Below are 13,538 nucleotides of genomic sequence, written 5' to 3' on the forward strand. Positions count from 1 at the left end.
TTAATTAAGCCAGGCCCCGAGAGGCAGCGTCACGTCAAGCAGCCTGTCAAAAGCGAACCAGAGCGCGCCGCCCATCACCACGCCGGAGGCCAGTGCCGCCGGAAGCCGTGCGCCGAACAGCATGCCTATCACCGCCGTCAGCAGCGCGGTTGCGAGCGGAAAACCCAGCCATTCGAAGCCCCAGGCGTAGAGCAGCAGAATAATCACCATCACCACCAGCCGCTGCAGCACCGCGTTATGCGGCCACTCCACCACATCGGGGCGGCGCAACAGCAGCAGCGCCGAACAGAGCAGCATCAGGGCGATAATGCCCACCGGAAACGGGCGCGGCCCGACCGGTTCATAGGCGTACTCGCTGTGGATCTGCCAGGCGACAAACAGCCCACCTACGCAAAGCAGCAGCCAGATCCCGGCAAAAATGCGATCGCTCATCACAGCCTCCTTCGCTATTTCGCAAGGCCAAAGGCTTTGGCTTTTTCGCGATAGTCGTTGACCTGGTTTTTCACATATTCATCCAGCGCTTTGCCCGTCATGTTGAACTCAAACAGGCCGCGCAGGTCGCGCTGCTTTTTGAATTCTTCAGTTTGCTGGAGTTTTTCGAAGGCCTGCACCCACCACTGATAATCAGCGTCGCTCACTTTCGGGCCGACGTAGAAACCGCGAATAATGGGCCACACCAGGTCATAGCCTTGCTCTTTGGCCGTCGGCACCTGGGCGAGCTGACCCGGCAGACGTTCATTGGCGAAGACCGCCAGCACGCGCAGTTTATTGCCGGTAAGGTAGGGCACCATTTCGCTCAGATCGCCCGACACCGCCTGTACGTGGTGCCCCATCAGCGCGGTCACCGGCTCGCCGCCGCCTTCAAACGCCACGTAGCGCATTTTGTGCGGATCCACGCCTGCCTTCTGGGCCAGCAGCGCGGTTTTCATCCAGTCCTGGCTGCCGATGGACGCGCCCGCGCCAAACACGACGCTGTTGGGATCTTTCTCCAGCGCTTTCATCAGGTCGCCGAGCGTTTTCCAGGGCGAGTCGGCGCGCACCGCAATCATCCCGTAGTCGGTGCCGACGCTTGCGAGCCAGCGCACGTCGTCAACGTTGTAACGGCCAAATTTGCCCTGCGAAAGGTTCAGCAGCGAGCCGCCGGAGAAGGCCACCACCGTGCCCGGCTCACCGGGGCGCTGGGCGACGATAGCGTTATAAGCTACCGCACCGACGCCGCCGGGCATGTATGTCACGCGCATCGGTTTTTCCAGCGCGCCGGTCTCCTGCAGGCTCACCTGAATGAGTTTGCAGGTTAAATCAAACCCGCCGCCGGGCTTCGCGGGCGCGATACATTCCGGGCGCGACGGGGCTTCTGCGGCGTGCGCAGGGGCAAAGGTGAAAGCCAGAGACGTTGCTAACAGGGTAGAGAGAAGCGATGTTTTCATTTTCATCCTCATGCATGACTGCCGTGATGTTTCTGATTATGTGAACTGCTTTGTAGCGTGTCGGTTGCATGATTGTTAAAACTAAAGCCTTTCAGTTTCCTTTCATCGCGACAGAAACTTTACTGGATGTGACATGCGTCTCTTACTTGCCGAAGATAACCGTGAGCTGGCTCACTGGCTGGAGAAAGCGCTGACGAATACCGGCTTTGCCGTGGATTGCGTTGGCGACGGGCTGGCGGCGGACCATCTGCTGCAAAATGAAAATTACGCCGTGGCGGTGCTGGATATCGAAATGCCGCGTCTGAGCGGGCTGGAGGTGCTGGCCCGCCTGCGCCGTCGCGGCCAGGCGGTGCCGGTACTGCTGCTCACCGCCCACGCAAGCGTGGCCGACCGGGTAAAAGGGCTTAACGAAGGCGCGGACGACTATTTGCCGAAGCCCTTTGAGCTGAGCGAACTGGAGGCGCGGTTGCGCGCGCTGGTGCGACGCAGCGAAGGGCAGGTGCAGGAGGCGCAGCGCTTAGGCGAGCTGATATTCCACGACGCGGGCTATTTTGAATTACAGGGCAAGCCGCTGGCGCTGACGCCGCGCGAGCATGCGCTGCTGACGGTGCTGATGTTCCGTCGCCGTCGTCCGGTGTCGCGCCAGCAACTCTTCGAACAGGTGTTCAGCCTGAGCGACGACGTCAGCCCTGAGAGTATTGAGATTTATATTCACCGGCTGCGCAAAAAGCTGCTGGCGAGCAACGTACAAATCACCACGCTGCGCGGGCTGGGCTATGTGCTGGAGTGCAGCGATGAGCTGGTTGCGCCCTGAATCGCTGCTCGGCAAGCTGCTGCTGTTTCTCGGCCTGCCGCTTCTGTTGCTGTGGGCGTTTTCCGCGTTAAACAGTTATGTCAGCGCGCTGAACGCCGCGACCCAGGCGTATGATCGCACGCTGTTAGCCTCGGCGCGTATCGTGGCCGAGCGGCTGAATGTGCATCACGGCGAACTGCAGGCGGATGTGCCCTGGGTGGTGCTCGACAGCGTCGAGCGCAACATGAACGACCGCCTCTATTACAAAGTGCAGGACACCCACGGGCGGGTTATCTCCGGCTATGACGATCTCCCGGCGATGCCGCGCGGCGTGGCGCGCACCGATCTCTACCCGGCGCTGGCGTGGTTTTATCACGCCACCTATCAGGGTCAGCGACTTCGCGTGGCGCGGCTGTTACAGCCGGTTAACGAGGGCGGCATCAACGGCATGGCGGAGATTTACGTCGCCGAGACGTTGCAGTCGCGTCACCTGCTGGCGCGCCAGTTGCTTATCTCATCCGCGCTCTCTCAGGGCGGACTGGTGCTGTTGACGCTGTTGCTTGCTGGCCTGCTGCTGCGCCGGGTATTAAAGCCGATGCGCAAGCTGTCGCGCCTGATGGTCAGACGCTCGCCCGGCGAGCTGACCCCACTGCCGGATCTGCTGCCGTGGTCGGAAACGCGGCTGCTGATTATCGCCTTTAACCGTTATATCAGCCGTCTGCGCGCGCTGATTGCGCGTCAGGAGCGCTTCAGCGCTGATGCCTCTCATCAGTTAAAAACGCCGCTTGCCGTGCTGAAAACCCAGGCCGCGGTAGCGCTGGCAAGCGATGATCCGGCCCAGTGGCGGGAGAGCTTACAGGCCATGAGCGCGACGCTCGATCAGACCGTTGACCTGACCGAACGCCTGTTGCAACTGGCGACGCTGCGCCGCCCAGAGCCGGGCGAGACGCGCGCGCACTGCGAAGTCGATCTGGTGGCGACCGCGCGTGAAAGCTGCTTCTCGCGTCTGCCGCAGGCGCGCAGCAAACCGGTAGATCTGGGGTACGAAGGCGAAGAGGGGCCGGTATATGTGCTGGCGGAGCCGCTGTTGCTGGCGGAGCTGTGCGCCAATCTGCTCGATAACGCGCTGAAATATACGCCAGCGGACGGCGTGGTGACGGTACGCGTGCGCGTCGCGGCAGGTGAGGCGATGCTTGAAGTGGAAGACAGCGGGCCCGGTATCGACGCGACCCAGCGCGATCAGGCGTTGACGCCGTTTCGCCGTCTCGATAACGCTGGCATGCATCCCGGCGCCGGGCTTGGGCTGGCGCTGGTGAATGATATCGCTCGCTGGCACCGTACCCGCGCGGAACTGCTCAACGGCGACAGGCTCGGCGGATTGCTGGTCCGCGTGCGGTTGCCGCTTCATCGCGCGCCGCCCGGCCAAAGCGGCGTTTAATGCTTTTCGGCATAGATGTTTTCTCTTTTTTACCCTCTCATTGCGGCGCGCGGGCCGCGCCACGTTGATTGCAGACCGGATACAGGTACAATGCCGCGTTGCGTTTACAGGGTCCTTTTTTCTTTTTTTTGAGATACATGGAATGAAAAACATATTTCGTTTAGCAATGGCCAGCCTGCTGCTGGCCGCCACGCAGGCCAGCGCTATTAGCGTTAACGGCTCGGTGGGCGAGCATTACACCAACATGGGCGCAGGTTTCGGCACCGAAAGCAGCGGCCTGCAACTGACCGGCAACTGGGCGCATAACGACGATCACGGCGATATCGTCGGCGTCGGCCTGGGCTTCAACATGCCGCTGGGGCCGTTTATGGTCACGCCGGGCGTCAAGGCGATTTACCTGAACCCGAACGAAGGGGATGAAGGCTACGCGGCGGCTGTCGGTGGCGGTGTGCGCTGGGATATCGGGCAGCGTTTCTCCCTGTTTGGCGACTACTACTACTCGCCGGATTCGCTCTCCAGCGGCGTGAATGATTACCAGGAAGCGAGCGCGGGCGCGCGTTTCTCTCTGTTCCGTCCTCTCAGCATTGAAGCCGGTTACCGCTATATCAACATGACCGGTAAAGATGGCGATCGCGACAGCAAAGTGGCTGACGGCCCGTACCTCGGCGTGAGCGCAGGCTTCTGATTTTCCGGGCGCGGCCACCGCTGCGCCTGTTTTTTTCCTTCTTCCTTTCTCTGCGCGCTATAGTAAAGCCTTCCCTTCATGCGGAGAAAATAATGCTACAGACAGAAATGCTCTCGACCGGCGACGAAGTGCTGCATGGTCAGATTGTCGATACGAACGCCGCCTGGCTGGCCTCGCTGTTTTTTGATCAGGGATTGCCGTTAACCCGGCGCAATACCGTGGGCGACAGCCTGGAATCGCTGGTGGCGGCGCTGACCGAGCGCAGCCAACACGCCGATATCCTCATTGTTAACGGTGGCCTGGGGCCGACCAGCGACGATCTGAGCGCCGAAGCGGCGGCGCGTGCGTTGGGCGTGGAGCTTGAACTGCACGAAGGCTGGCTGGCGACAATGGAGCGGTTTTTCATGGAGCGCGGTCGGGCGATGGCGCCGAGCAACCGCAAACAGGCGCTGCTGCCGGCGGGCAGCGAAATGATAGCCAACCCGGTCGGCACCGCCTGCGGGTTCGCCATTAAACTCAACCGCTGTCTGATTTTCTTCACCCCCGGCGTACCGTCAGAATTTAAACGGATGGTGGAGCATGAGATCCTGCCACGCCTGCGCGCGCGCTTTACCTTCCCCGAGCCGCCGCTCTGTCTGCGTCTGACCACGTTCGGGCGCTCCGAAAGCGATCTCGCCGCACAGCTCGATACCCTGACGCTGCCGCCGGATGTGGTGATGGGCTATCGCTCCTCAACGCCGATTATCGAGCTTAAGCTCACCGGGCCGGCTTCTCGCCGTGCTGAGATGGAGGCTATCTGGCCGACCGTGCGTGAAGTGGCGGGCGACAGCCTGATTTTTGAAGGGACAGAAACGCTGCCGATGCAGATTGCCCGCGGTCTGCGTGAACAGCAGCTCAGCATTACCCTGAGCGAGCAGTTCACCGCGGGCCTGCTGGCGCAGCAACTCAGTGAGGCCGACGCGCCGCTGCTGGCGAGCGAAGTGCTGCCCGCGCAGGTCGAGACGCTGGCGCAGACCGCGCACTGGAATGGAGATCGCCGCCGCCGCCATCTCGCGGATTTAGCGCTGAGTATCGCAAGCTTTGAAGACGATGAGCTCAATATTGCCCTGACCACGCCGCAGGGCACACAGGCCGTGCGCCTGCGCTTTAACGCCAGTCGCTATGCGCGGCGTATCCGCCAGGAGATTTGCGCGATGATGGCGCTGACGCTGGTGCGCCGCTGGTTGAACGGCAAAGACGTGACTGCAAGCCAGGGCTGGGTGCAGGTGGTCGAAACGCTAAACGTCTGACCCTACGGCGGGCGCGGGCGACAGCGCCGCGCGCCCGCGTACTTTTTATCTTCTCTGCCTCTGGTTTCCGCTGCCTGACGGCCCCTGTCTGATTAACGCTTCTGCACCTGCCTGGTGCATATTTCTGCTCTTTTGACCCTAAACGAAAGAAAACGCGCATAAACCGAAAAAGACAGCGTGTAAAAATGCGCCTTTGTGTTCGATTGTCATAAATCTGTAACAATTTGTGCGATGTTTCACAGCATAAATAATCCTTTTTACCTACTATCACGCTCGCTAAGGAAACATAAACAAAACGAATAGTTTGATACCTAATAAGCAGGAGACAGTGATGTTAAGTATTTTTAAACCCGCCCCGCATCGCGCAAGGCTGCCTGAGGGCGAGATAGATCCGCACTATCGTCGCCTGCGCTGGCAGATTTTTATGGGGATTTTCTTCGGCTATGCCGCTTACTATCTGGTGCGTAAAAACTTTGCGCTGGCGATGCCGTATCTGGTGGAGCAGGGCTTTTCGCGCGGCGATCTGGGATTTGCGCTGTCTGGCATTTCCATCGCTTACGGATTCTCGAAATTCATTATGGGTTCGGTCTCCGACCGCTCGAATCCGCGCGTCTTTCTGCCGGCAGGGCTGATCCTTGCGGCATCGGTGATGCTGTTTATGGGCTTTGTGCCGTGGGCGACCTCCAGCATCATGGTGATGTTTGTACTGCTGTTCCTGTGCGGCTGGTTCCAGGGCATGGGATGGCCCCCTTGCGGGCGCACCATGGTGCACTGGTGGTCGCAGAAAGAGCGCGGCGGTATTGTTTCGGTGTGGAACTGCGCCCATAACGTGGGCGGCGGCATTCCGCCGCTGCTGTTTCTGCTCGGCATGGCGTGGTTTAACGACTGGCACGCCGCGCTGTATATGCCCGCCTTCGGCGCAATTCTTGTGGCGGTTATCGCCTTTGCCCTGATGCGCGATACGCCGCAATCCTGCGGCCTGCCGCCGATCGAAGCGTATAAAAACGACTATCCGGATGACTATAACGAGAAGCACGAAGAAGAGCTGACCGCGAAGCAGATTTTCATGCAGTATGTGCTGCCCAATAAGCTGCTGTGGTACATCGCCATCGCCAACGTGTTTGTGTACCTGCTGCGCTACGGCATTCTCGACTGGTCGCCGACCTATTTAAAAGAGGTAAAGCATTTCGCGCTGGATAAGTCCTCCTGGGCCTATTTCTTCTATGAATACGCGGGCATCCCCGGCACGCTGATTTGCGGCTGGATGTCGGACAAAGTGTTCCGCGGCAACCGCGGCGCGACCGGCGTGTTCTTTATGACCCTGGTGACCATCGCCACGATCGTTTACTGGCTCAACCCGCCGGGCAACCCCCATGTCGACATGGCGTGCATGATTATTATCGGCTTTCTGATTTACGGCCCGGTGATGCTGATTGGCCTGCATGCGCTGGAGCTGGCGCCGAAAAAGGCGGCGGGCACCGCGGCGGGCTTTACCGGGTTGTTCGGCTATCTTGGCGGTTCCGTCGCGGCGAGCGCCATCGTCGGTTACACCGTCGATTTCTTCGGCTGGGACGGCGGCTTTATGGTGATGATCGGCGGCAGCATTCTGGCGGTCTTGCTGTTGATTATCGTGATGGTGGGTGAGCATAAGCATCACCACGACATGCAGGCGAAACGCGGATAAGGAGCACCGATGACACTGAAAATGACGCTGGCGGCGCTGGCGATAGGCGTGATGTCGGCAGGCGCACTGGCGGCGGATAAGCTGGTTATCGCCCATCGCGGCGCCAGCGGCTATCTGCCGGAGCATACGCTGCCCGCTAAAGCGATGGCCTACGCGCAGGGCGCCGATTATCTGGAACAGGATTTGGTGATGACCAAAGACGACCAGCTGGTGGTGCTTCACGATCACTATCTGGATCGCGTGACCGATATCGCCGAGCGGTTCCCGGATCGCGCGCGTAAAGATGGCCGTTACTACGCCATCGACTTTACGCTTGCGGAGATTAAATCGCTCCGGTTTACCGAAGGCTTTGAGCTGGACAACGGCAAAAAAGTACAGACGTTCCCGGGCCGTTTCCCGATGGGTAAATCGGATTTCCGGGTGCATACTTTTGAAGAGGAGATCGAGTTTGTGCAGGGGCTGAACCACGCTACCGGCAAAAACATCGGCATCTACCCGGAGATCAAAGCGCCGTGGTTCCATCATCAGGAAGGGAAAGACATCGCTGCGAAGACCCTCGACACCCTGAAAAAATATGGCTACACCACGAAGCAGGATAAGGTTTACTTGCAATGTTTTGACGCCATTGAGCTTAAGCGTATTAAGAACGAGCTGGAGCCGAAGCTTAAGATGGATCTGAAGCTGGTGCAGCTTATCGCCTACAGCGACTGGAACGAAACCCAGCAGAAGCAGCCGGACGGCAAATGGGTAAACTACAGCTACGACTGGATGTTTAAGCCGGGCGCGATGAAGCAGATAGCCCAGTACGCCGACGGTATCGGGCCGGATTACCATATGCTGGTGGCGGAAGGCTCGACGAAAGAGAAGGTGACGCTGACCGCGATGGCAAAAGAAGCGCACGACAGCCATTTGCAGGTGCACCCGTATACGGTGCGCGCCGACCAGTTACCGGATTACGCCACGGACGTCAATCAGCTTTATGACGTGTTGTATCACAAGGCGGAGGTGGACGGGCTGTTTACCGATTTCCCGGATAAAGCGGTGCAATTTTTAAAAGCGAGGTGAGGTCAGAACGGGTAAGGGGCGGGCGATGCGTCACAGGCCCGTCCATCACGATGGAGGCGGCTTGCGCCTTACCCGGCCTGCATTATTGAAAACACCCGGTAATCCAGGCCGGCCAGGCGCTGCGCCACCTGATGCCACTACATTTCAATCTCGATATCGCCCTGCGGTTTACAGCAGCAGGGTAATATCTCGCCTTCCTGAATAAACGCCAGCGGTTTGGTCAGCCACTGCACCTGGCCTGCGACCAGCTTGCAGCGACAGGAGCCGCAATAGCCCTCGCGGCACTGGTATTCTACCGTCACCGCGTGTGACTCCAGCGCCACCAGCAGAGAAGGATGTTCGTCCGGGCACAACAGCTCGGTGCCCGTCACGCGAAGCGTAATACGACCCATATCAGAGCTGGAAGCTGCTCAGATCGTCGTGGTCGATTTCTGAATCGATCTGGCCGACCAGATAAGAGCTCACTTCCACTTCCTGCGGCGCCACCTGCACGTTATCAGACACAAGCCAGGTGTTGATCCACGGGATTGGGTTGGAGCGGGTCTTGAACGGCAGATCCAGGCCCACCGCCTGCATACGGATGTTGGTGATGTACTCGACGTACTGGCACAGAATGTCTTTGTTCAGACCGATCATCGAACCGCCCTGGAACAGGTATTCCGCCCACTCTTTCTCCTGCTGCGCGGCCAGCACGAACAGGTCATAGCACTCCTGTTTGCACTCTTCGGCGATCACAGCCATTTCCGGATCGTCCTCGCCGCTGCGCATCAGGTTCAGCATATGCTGAGTGCCGGTAAGGTGCAGCGCTTCGTCACGGGCGATAAGACGGATAATTTTGGCATTGCCTTCCATCAGCTCGCGCTCGGCGAAGGCGAAGGAGCAGGCGAAGCTGACGTAGAAGCGGATCGCTTCCAGCGCATTGACGCTCATCAGGCACAGGTAGAGCTTTTTCTTAAGCTCATGCAGATTCACGGTCACGGTTTTGCCGTTGACGCTGTGGGTGCCTTCGCCCAGCAGATGCCAGTAGCTGGTCATCTCGATCAGGTCGTCGTAGTAGTGCGAGATGCCTTCGGCGCGTTTTAAGATCTGCTCGTTAGTAACAATGTCGTCAAACACCACCGCCGGATCGTTGACGATATTGCGGATGATATGTGTGTAAGAGCGCGAGTGGATGGTCTCGGAAAACGCCCAGGTTTCCACCCAGGTTTCCAGCTCCGGGATGGAGATCAGCGGCAGCAGCGCCACGTTCGGGCTACGGCCCTGGATGGAGTCGAGAAGCGTCTGGTATTTCAGGTTGCTGATGAAAATGTGTTTTTCATGCTCTGGCAGCGCCTGAAAATCGATGCGGTCGCGGGAAACGTCCACTTCTTCAGGGCGCCAGAAAAACGACAGCTGTTTTTCGATAAGCTTTTCGAAAATTTCATATTTTTGCTGATCGTAACGCGCCACGTTGACCGGTTGGCCAAAGAACATGGGTTCAAGAAGCTGGTCGTTTTTCGTCTGTGAAAATGTGGTGTAGGCCATGACGTAAATCCTGTCTGCAAACAATATCGGTTGTTAACGGCGGGTGGCGCTTCGCTTCCCCGCCTTACAGATGACTGTTGCGATTATTTCCCAGGGCAGGCAGGCAAAGCGCCTCCTGCCGCCTTAACAACAAGAGGGCGGGTTTCCCCGCCCTGCGTTTAAATCTTACATGCGCCGCTTTCGCAGCCGTCATCCTGAATGGATGGCGCCAGGTCATCCTGGGCGTCTTCCGCGCCGTCGCGAGTGTTCTGATAGTACAGCGTCTTCACGCCGAGCTTATACGCGGTCAGCAGGTCTTTGAGCAACTGCTGCATCGGCACTTTGCCTGACGGGAAGCGCGTCGGATCGTAGTTGGTGTTCGCAGAAATCGACTGGTCGATAAATTTCTGCATGATGCCCACCAGTTGCAGATAACCGTCGTTACCCGGCATTTCCCACAGCAGCTCGTACTGATCCTTCAGCTGTTCGTAGTCCGGCACAACCTGACGCAGAATGCCGTCTTTCGACGCTTTAATGCTGATGTGGCCGCGCGGCGGCTCAATGCCGTTGGTGGCGTTGGAGATCTGCGACGAGGTCTCGGACGGCATCAGCGCGGACAGCGTGGAGTTACGCAGACCGTGCGTTTTAATGGATTCGCGCAGGCTTTCCCAGTCGTAGTGCAGCGGCTCGTTTGCAATCGCATCCAGGTCTTTCTTGTAGGTGTCGACAGGCAGGATGCCTTTGCTGTAGGTGGTTTCATTGAACCACGGGCACGCGCCTTGCTCTTTCGCCAGCTCGTTGGAGGCTTTCAGCAGGTAGTACTGAATGGCTTCAAACGTTTTGTGCGTCAGGTTGTTGGCGCTGCCGTCGGAGTAACGTACGCCGTGCTTCGCCAGGTAGTACGCGAAGTTAATCACGCCGATGCCGAGGGTACGACGGCCCATTGCGCCGCGTTTCGCCGCCGGGATCGGGTAATCCTGATAATCCAGCAGAGCGTCAAGCGCACGCACCGCGAGGATAGCCAGCTCTTCCAGCTCGTCCAGGTTCTCGATAGCGCCCAGGTTGAAGGCGGAGAGGGTGCAGAGCGCGATTTCGCCGTTTTCGTCGTTAACGTCTTCCAGCGGTTTGGTCGGCAGGGCTATCTCCAGGCACAGGTTGGACTGGCGCACCGGCGCGACGACCGGGTCGAACGGGCTGTGGGTGTTACAGTGATCCACGTTCTGGATGTAGATACGGCCAGTGGAAGCGCGCTCCTGCATCATCAGGGAGAACAGCTCAGACGCTTTAATGCGCTGTTTGCGGATGCTCTCGTCCTGCTCATATTTGGTGTACAGACGCTCGAATTCGTCCTGATCGGCGAAGAACGCATCGTACAGGCCGGGCACGTCAGACGGGCTGAAGAGGGTGATATCTTCGCCTTTCAGCAGACGCTGGTACATCAGCTTGTTGATCTGCACGCCATAGTCCATGTGACGCACGCGGTTCGCTTCGGTGCCGCGGTTGTTTTTCAGCACCAGCAGGCTTTCCACTTCCAGATGCCACATCGGGTAGAAGAGGGTCGCCGCGCCGCCGCGAACGCCGCCCTGGGAGCAGGATTTCACCGCAGTCTGGAAATGCTTATAGAACGGGATGCAGCCGGTGTGGAACGCTTCGCCGCCGCGAATGGGGCTTCCGAGCGCACGGATGCGGCCCGCGTTGATGCCGATACCGGCGCGCTGGGAAACGTATTTCACGATGGCGCTGGAGGTCGCGTTGATGGAATCCAGGCTATCGCCGCACTCAATCAGCACGCAGGAGCTGAACTGACGGGTCGGGGTACGCACGCCAGACATGATCGGCGTCGGCAGTGAAATTTTAAAGGTGGAGACCGCGTCGTAGAAGCGCTTCACATAATCCAGGCGGGTTTCGCGCGGATAGTTGGAGAACAGGCACGCCGCCACCAGGATGTAGAGGAACTGCGCGCTTTCGTAGATCTCGCCGGTCACGCGGTTCTGCACCAGGTATTTACCTTCGAGCTGCTTCACGGCGGCGTAGGAGAAGTTCATGTCGCGCCAGTGGTCGATAAAGCCGTCCATCTGCGCAAACTCTTCTTCGCTGTAATCCTGCAGCAGGTGATGGTCATATTTGCCCAGCTCAACCATCTTCACCACGTGATCGTAAAGCTTCGGCGGCTCGAACTGGCCGTAGGCTTTTTTACGCAGGTGGAAAATCGCCAGGCGCGCGGCCAGGTACTGGTAATCCGGCGCGTCGCGGGAGATTAAGTCCGCCGCCGCCTTGATGATGGTCTCATGAATATCGGAGGTTTTGATGCCGTCGTAGAACTGAATGTGAGAACGCAGCTCTACCTGGGAGATGGAGACGTTATGCAGACCTTCCGCAGCCCAGTCCAGAACACGATGAATTTTATCCAGGTTAATGCGTTCCTGGCTGCCATCTCGTTTTGTTACCAGCAGACTCTGATTCATGGGTAATACCTGTCCGTGAAATCCGTGAAAATAGAAATATCCCCCGCTTATCCACAAGTGACTAACTTGTGGATAAATACTATATATAGGGGGTTTGAGATAAGTGAAACGCTATATGGTGAGTATTCTAGTTCGGATTCTTTTGAGAACAAGGCTTGATTTCGGTATTAATTTGCGTTTGCAAAATCCGGAAATTAAGTAAGTCCTCATTGCATAAGGGCTTGAGGGCTTGTCAAGGCGGCAGGAAAAAAAATGAAAATTTGATCGAACGCTGATTTCCTGGTCAGGAAAGAAATTGCGCAACAGAACGTTGCGCAATTTTTAATACCAAAAGCTTCTATCAGGCAGGGTTTTTAGCCTGTGTATGCAACATGTAGTTAACATCAACACCAGGCGCGAGCTTGAAGCGGTTGGTCAGCGGGTTGTAATGCAGGCCGATAATATGACGCTCTTCAAGCGGGGTTTCGTCGATCCATCCCAGCAGTTCGGAAGGGCGGATAAACTTTTTGGCGTCGTGCGTGCCTTTGGGCACCATACGCAGCACATATTCCGCGCCGACCACCGCCATCAGCCAGGATTTGGCGTTGCGGTTGAGCGTGGAGAAAAAGACGTGGCCGCCGGGCTTCACAAGTTTTGCGCAGGCCTGCACCACCGAGCGCGGGTCCGGCACGTGCTCCAGCATCTCCATGCAGGTCACCACGTCATAAGCGCCAGGATGCTGCGCCGCGTGCTCTTCTACCGTGCGCTGGACATACTCCAGCTCCACGCCGCTTTCCAGCGCGTGCAGGCGCGCGACCGCGAGCGGCTCGGCGCCCATATCGAGTCCCGTAACGTTCGCTCCTTCGCGGGCCATACTTTCAGAAAGAATGCCGCCACCGCAACCGACATCCAGCACCTTTTTCCCAAACAGCCCGCCGGCGCGTTCGGCGATATAGCCAAGACGCAGCGGGTTAATGCGATGCAGCGGTTTAAACTCCCCTTCAGTGTCCCACCAGCGCGAAGCGACAGCTTCAAATTTGGCGATTTCTTCTAAGTCTACGTTGTGCGCAACGGGCGGTTTTTCAGCATTCATGGACGCCTCTACTCCTTTCTTCGCAAGAGCGTCGAGTATAACAGGCGTCAGTGGGGAATAAAGCGGCCTGACGGGGCTATTCGGTTTACCGAATAGGGCGCGGCTGTGTTATAATTT

General features: G+C 58.2%; 12 protein-coding genes. 6 read left to right on the plus strand and 6 right to left on the minus strand.

The features are described from left to right. Positions 1–432, minus strand: coding sequence for a tripartite tricarboxylate transporter TctB family protein (locus tag BJP61_RS07605; protein WP_171998084.1), 432 nt, complete (start codon positions 430–432; stop codon positions 1–3). Between the two features lie 14 nt (positions 433–446). Next, entirely contained in the window at positions 447–1,427 is a 981-nt protein-coding gene (locus BJP61_RS07610; RefSeq protein WP_038861656.1) for a tripartite tricarboxylate transporter substrate binding protein, read from the minus strand. 133 nt (positions 1,428–1,560) lie between these two features. Here BJP61_RS07610 and tctD point away from each other — a divergent pair, with 133 nt between their 5' ends. From tctD to glpQ, 6 genes are all read left to right on the plus strand, one after another. Next, positions 1,561–2,241 (plus strand): transcriptional regulator TctD, encoded by a 681-nt coding sequence (tctD, locus tag BJP61_RS07615; RefSeq protein ID WP_171998085.1) that lies wholly within the window; start codon positions 1,561–1,563, stop codon positions 2,239–2,241. Further along, on the plus strand, positions 2,222–3,658 hold the full coding sequence (locus BJP61_RS07620; RefSeq protein ID WP_038861668.1) for a sensor histidine kinase: 1,437 nt from the start codon (positions 2,222–2,224) through the stop codon (positions 3,656–3,658). Before tctD ends, BJP61_RS07620 begins: the two co-directional genes overlap by 20 nt. A 142-nt stretch (positions 3,659–3,800) precedes the next feature. After that, positions 3,801–4,343, plus strand: coding sequence for a YfaZ family outer membrane protein (locus tag BJP61_RS07625; RefSeq protein ID WP_038861671.1), 543 nt, complete (start codon positions 3,801–3,803; stop codon positions 4,341–4,343). A 92-nt stretch (positions 4,344–4,435) separates the two neighbouring features. Then, positions 4,436–5,632 carry a nicotinamide mononucleotide deamidase-related protein YfaY gene (locus tag BJP61_RS07630; RefSeq protein ID WP_171998086.1) on the plus strand — a complete coding sequence of 399 codons (1,197 nt, stop codon included), beginning with the start codon at positions 4,436–4,438 and terminating at the stop codon, positions 5,630–5,632. Positions 5,633–5,963: 331 nt separating this feature from the next. Continuing rightward, positions 5,964–7,316 (plus strand): glycerol-3-phosphate transporter, encoded by a 1,353-nt coding sequence (glpT, locus tag BJP61_RS07635; RefSeq protein ID WP_038861675.1) that lies wholly within the window; start codon positions 5,964–5,966, stop codon positions 7,314–7,316. A gap of 9 nt (positions 7,317–7,325) precedes the next feature. Then, a complete protein-coding gene (glpQ, locus tag BJP61_RS07640; RefSeq protein WP_171998087.1) occupies positions 7,326–8,381 on the plus strand; it encodes a glycerophosphodiester phosphodiesterase in 1,056 nt (351 codons plus the stop codon). A 137-nt stretch (positions 8,382–8,518) separates the two neighbouring features. On the opposite strand, the gene yfaE is transcribed toward glpQ, so the two are convergent. The 4 genes from yfaE to ubiG form a co-directional block, all read right to left on the minus strand. Continuing rightward, positions 8,519–8,773 carry a class I ribonucleotide reductase maintenance protein YfaE gene (gene yfaE / locus BJP61_RS07645; protein ID WP_007716129.1) on the minus strand — a complete coding sequence of 85 codons (255 nt, stop codon included), beginning with the start codon at positions 8,771–8,773 and terminating at the stop codon, positions 8,519–8,521. 1 nt (position 8,774) lies between these two features. Beyond that, a complete protein-coding gene (gene nrdB / locus BJP61_RS07650; protein ID WP_038861682.1) occupies positions 8,775–9,905 on the minus strand; it encodes a class Ia ribonucleoside-diphosphate reductase subunit beta in 1,131 nt (376 codons plus the stop codon). A 158-nt stretch (positions 9,906–10,063) separates the two neighbouring features. Beyond that, positions 10,064–12,349, minus strand: coding sequence for a class 1a ribonucleoside-diphosphate reductase subunit alpha (nrdA, locus tag BJP61_RS07655; protein WP_038861690.1), 2,286 nt, complete (start codon positions 12,347–12,349; stop codon positions 10,064–10,066). Between the two features lie 340 nt (positions 12,350–12,689). After that, positions 12,690–13,421, minus strand: a complete 732-nt coding sequence (ubiG, locus tag BJP61_RS07660) for a bifunctional 2-polyprenyl-6-hydroxyphenol methylase/3-demethylubiquinol 3-O-methyltransferase UbiG (protein WP_075192878.1) — start codon at positions 13,419–13,421, stop codon at positions 12,690–12,692. Between the last annotated feature and the right edge of the window lie 117 nt (positions 13,422–13,538).

It is taken from the genome of Cronobacter sp. JZ38 (assembly GCF_008932145.1).
Lineage (GTDB): Bacteria > Pseudomonadota > Gammaproteobacteria > Enterobacterales > Enterobacteriaceae > Cronobacter > Cronobacter muytjensii.

What these genes read in the sequence shown, in the direction of transcription:
- nrdA (WP_038861690.1), bottom strand. Translation starts at nt 12,349, where the DNA reads ATGAATCAGAGTCTGCTGGTAACAAAACGAGATGGCAGCCAGGAACGC.
- BJP61_RS07605 (WP_171998084.1), bottom strand. Translation starts at nt 432, where the DNA reads ATGAGCGATCGCATTTTTGCCGGGATCTGGCTGCTGCTTTGCGTAGGT.
- BJP61_RS07610 (WP_038861656.1), bottom strand. Translation starts at nt 1,427, where the DNA reads ATGAAAACATCGCTTCTCTCTACCCTGTTAGCAACGTCTCTGGCTTTC.
- yfaE (WP_007716129.1), bottom strand. Translation starts at nt 8,773, where the DNA reads ATGGGTCGTATTACGCTTCGCGTGACGGGCACCGAGCTGTTGTGCCCG.
- glpQ (WP_171998087.1), top strand. Translation starts at nt 7,326, where the DNA reads ATGACACTGAAAATGACGCTGGCGGCGCTGGCGATAGGCGTGATGTCG.
- BJP61_RS07625 (WP_038861671.1), top strand. Translation starts at nt 3,801, where the DNA reads ATGAAAAACATATTTCGTTTAGCAATGGCCAGCCTGCTGCTGGCCGCC.
- BJP61_RS07620 (WP_038861668.1), top strand. Translation starts at nt 2,222, where the DNA reads ATGAGCTGGTTGCGCCCTGAATCGCTGCTCGGCAAGCTGCTGCTGTTT.
- BJP61_RS07630 (WP_171998086.1), top strand. Translation starts at nt 4,436, where the DNA reads ATGCTACAGACAGAAATGCTCTCGACCGGCGACGAAGTGCTGCATGGT.
- glpT (WP_038861675.1), top strand. Translation starts at nt 5,964, where the DNA reads ATGTTAAGTATTTTTAAACCCGCCCCGCATCGCGCAAGGCTGCCTGAG.
- tctD (WP_171998085.1), top strand. Translation starts at nt 1,561, where the DNA reads ATGCGTCTCTTACTTGCCGAAGATAACCGTGAGCTGGCTCACTGGCTG.
- nrdB (WP_038861682.1), bottom strand. Translation starts at nt 9,905, where the DNA reads ATGGCCTACACCACATTTTCACAGACGAAAAACGACCAGCTTCTTGAA.
- ubiG (WP_075192878.1), bottom strand. Translation starts at nt 13,421, where the DNA reads ATGAATGCTGAAAAACCGCCCGTTGCGCACAACGTAGACTTAGAAGAA.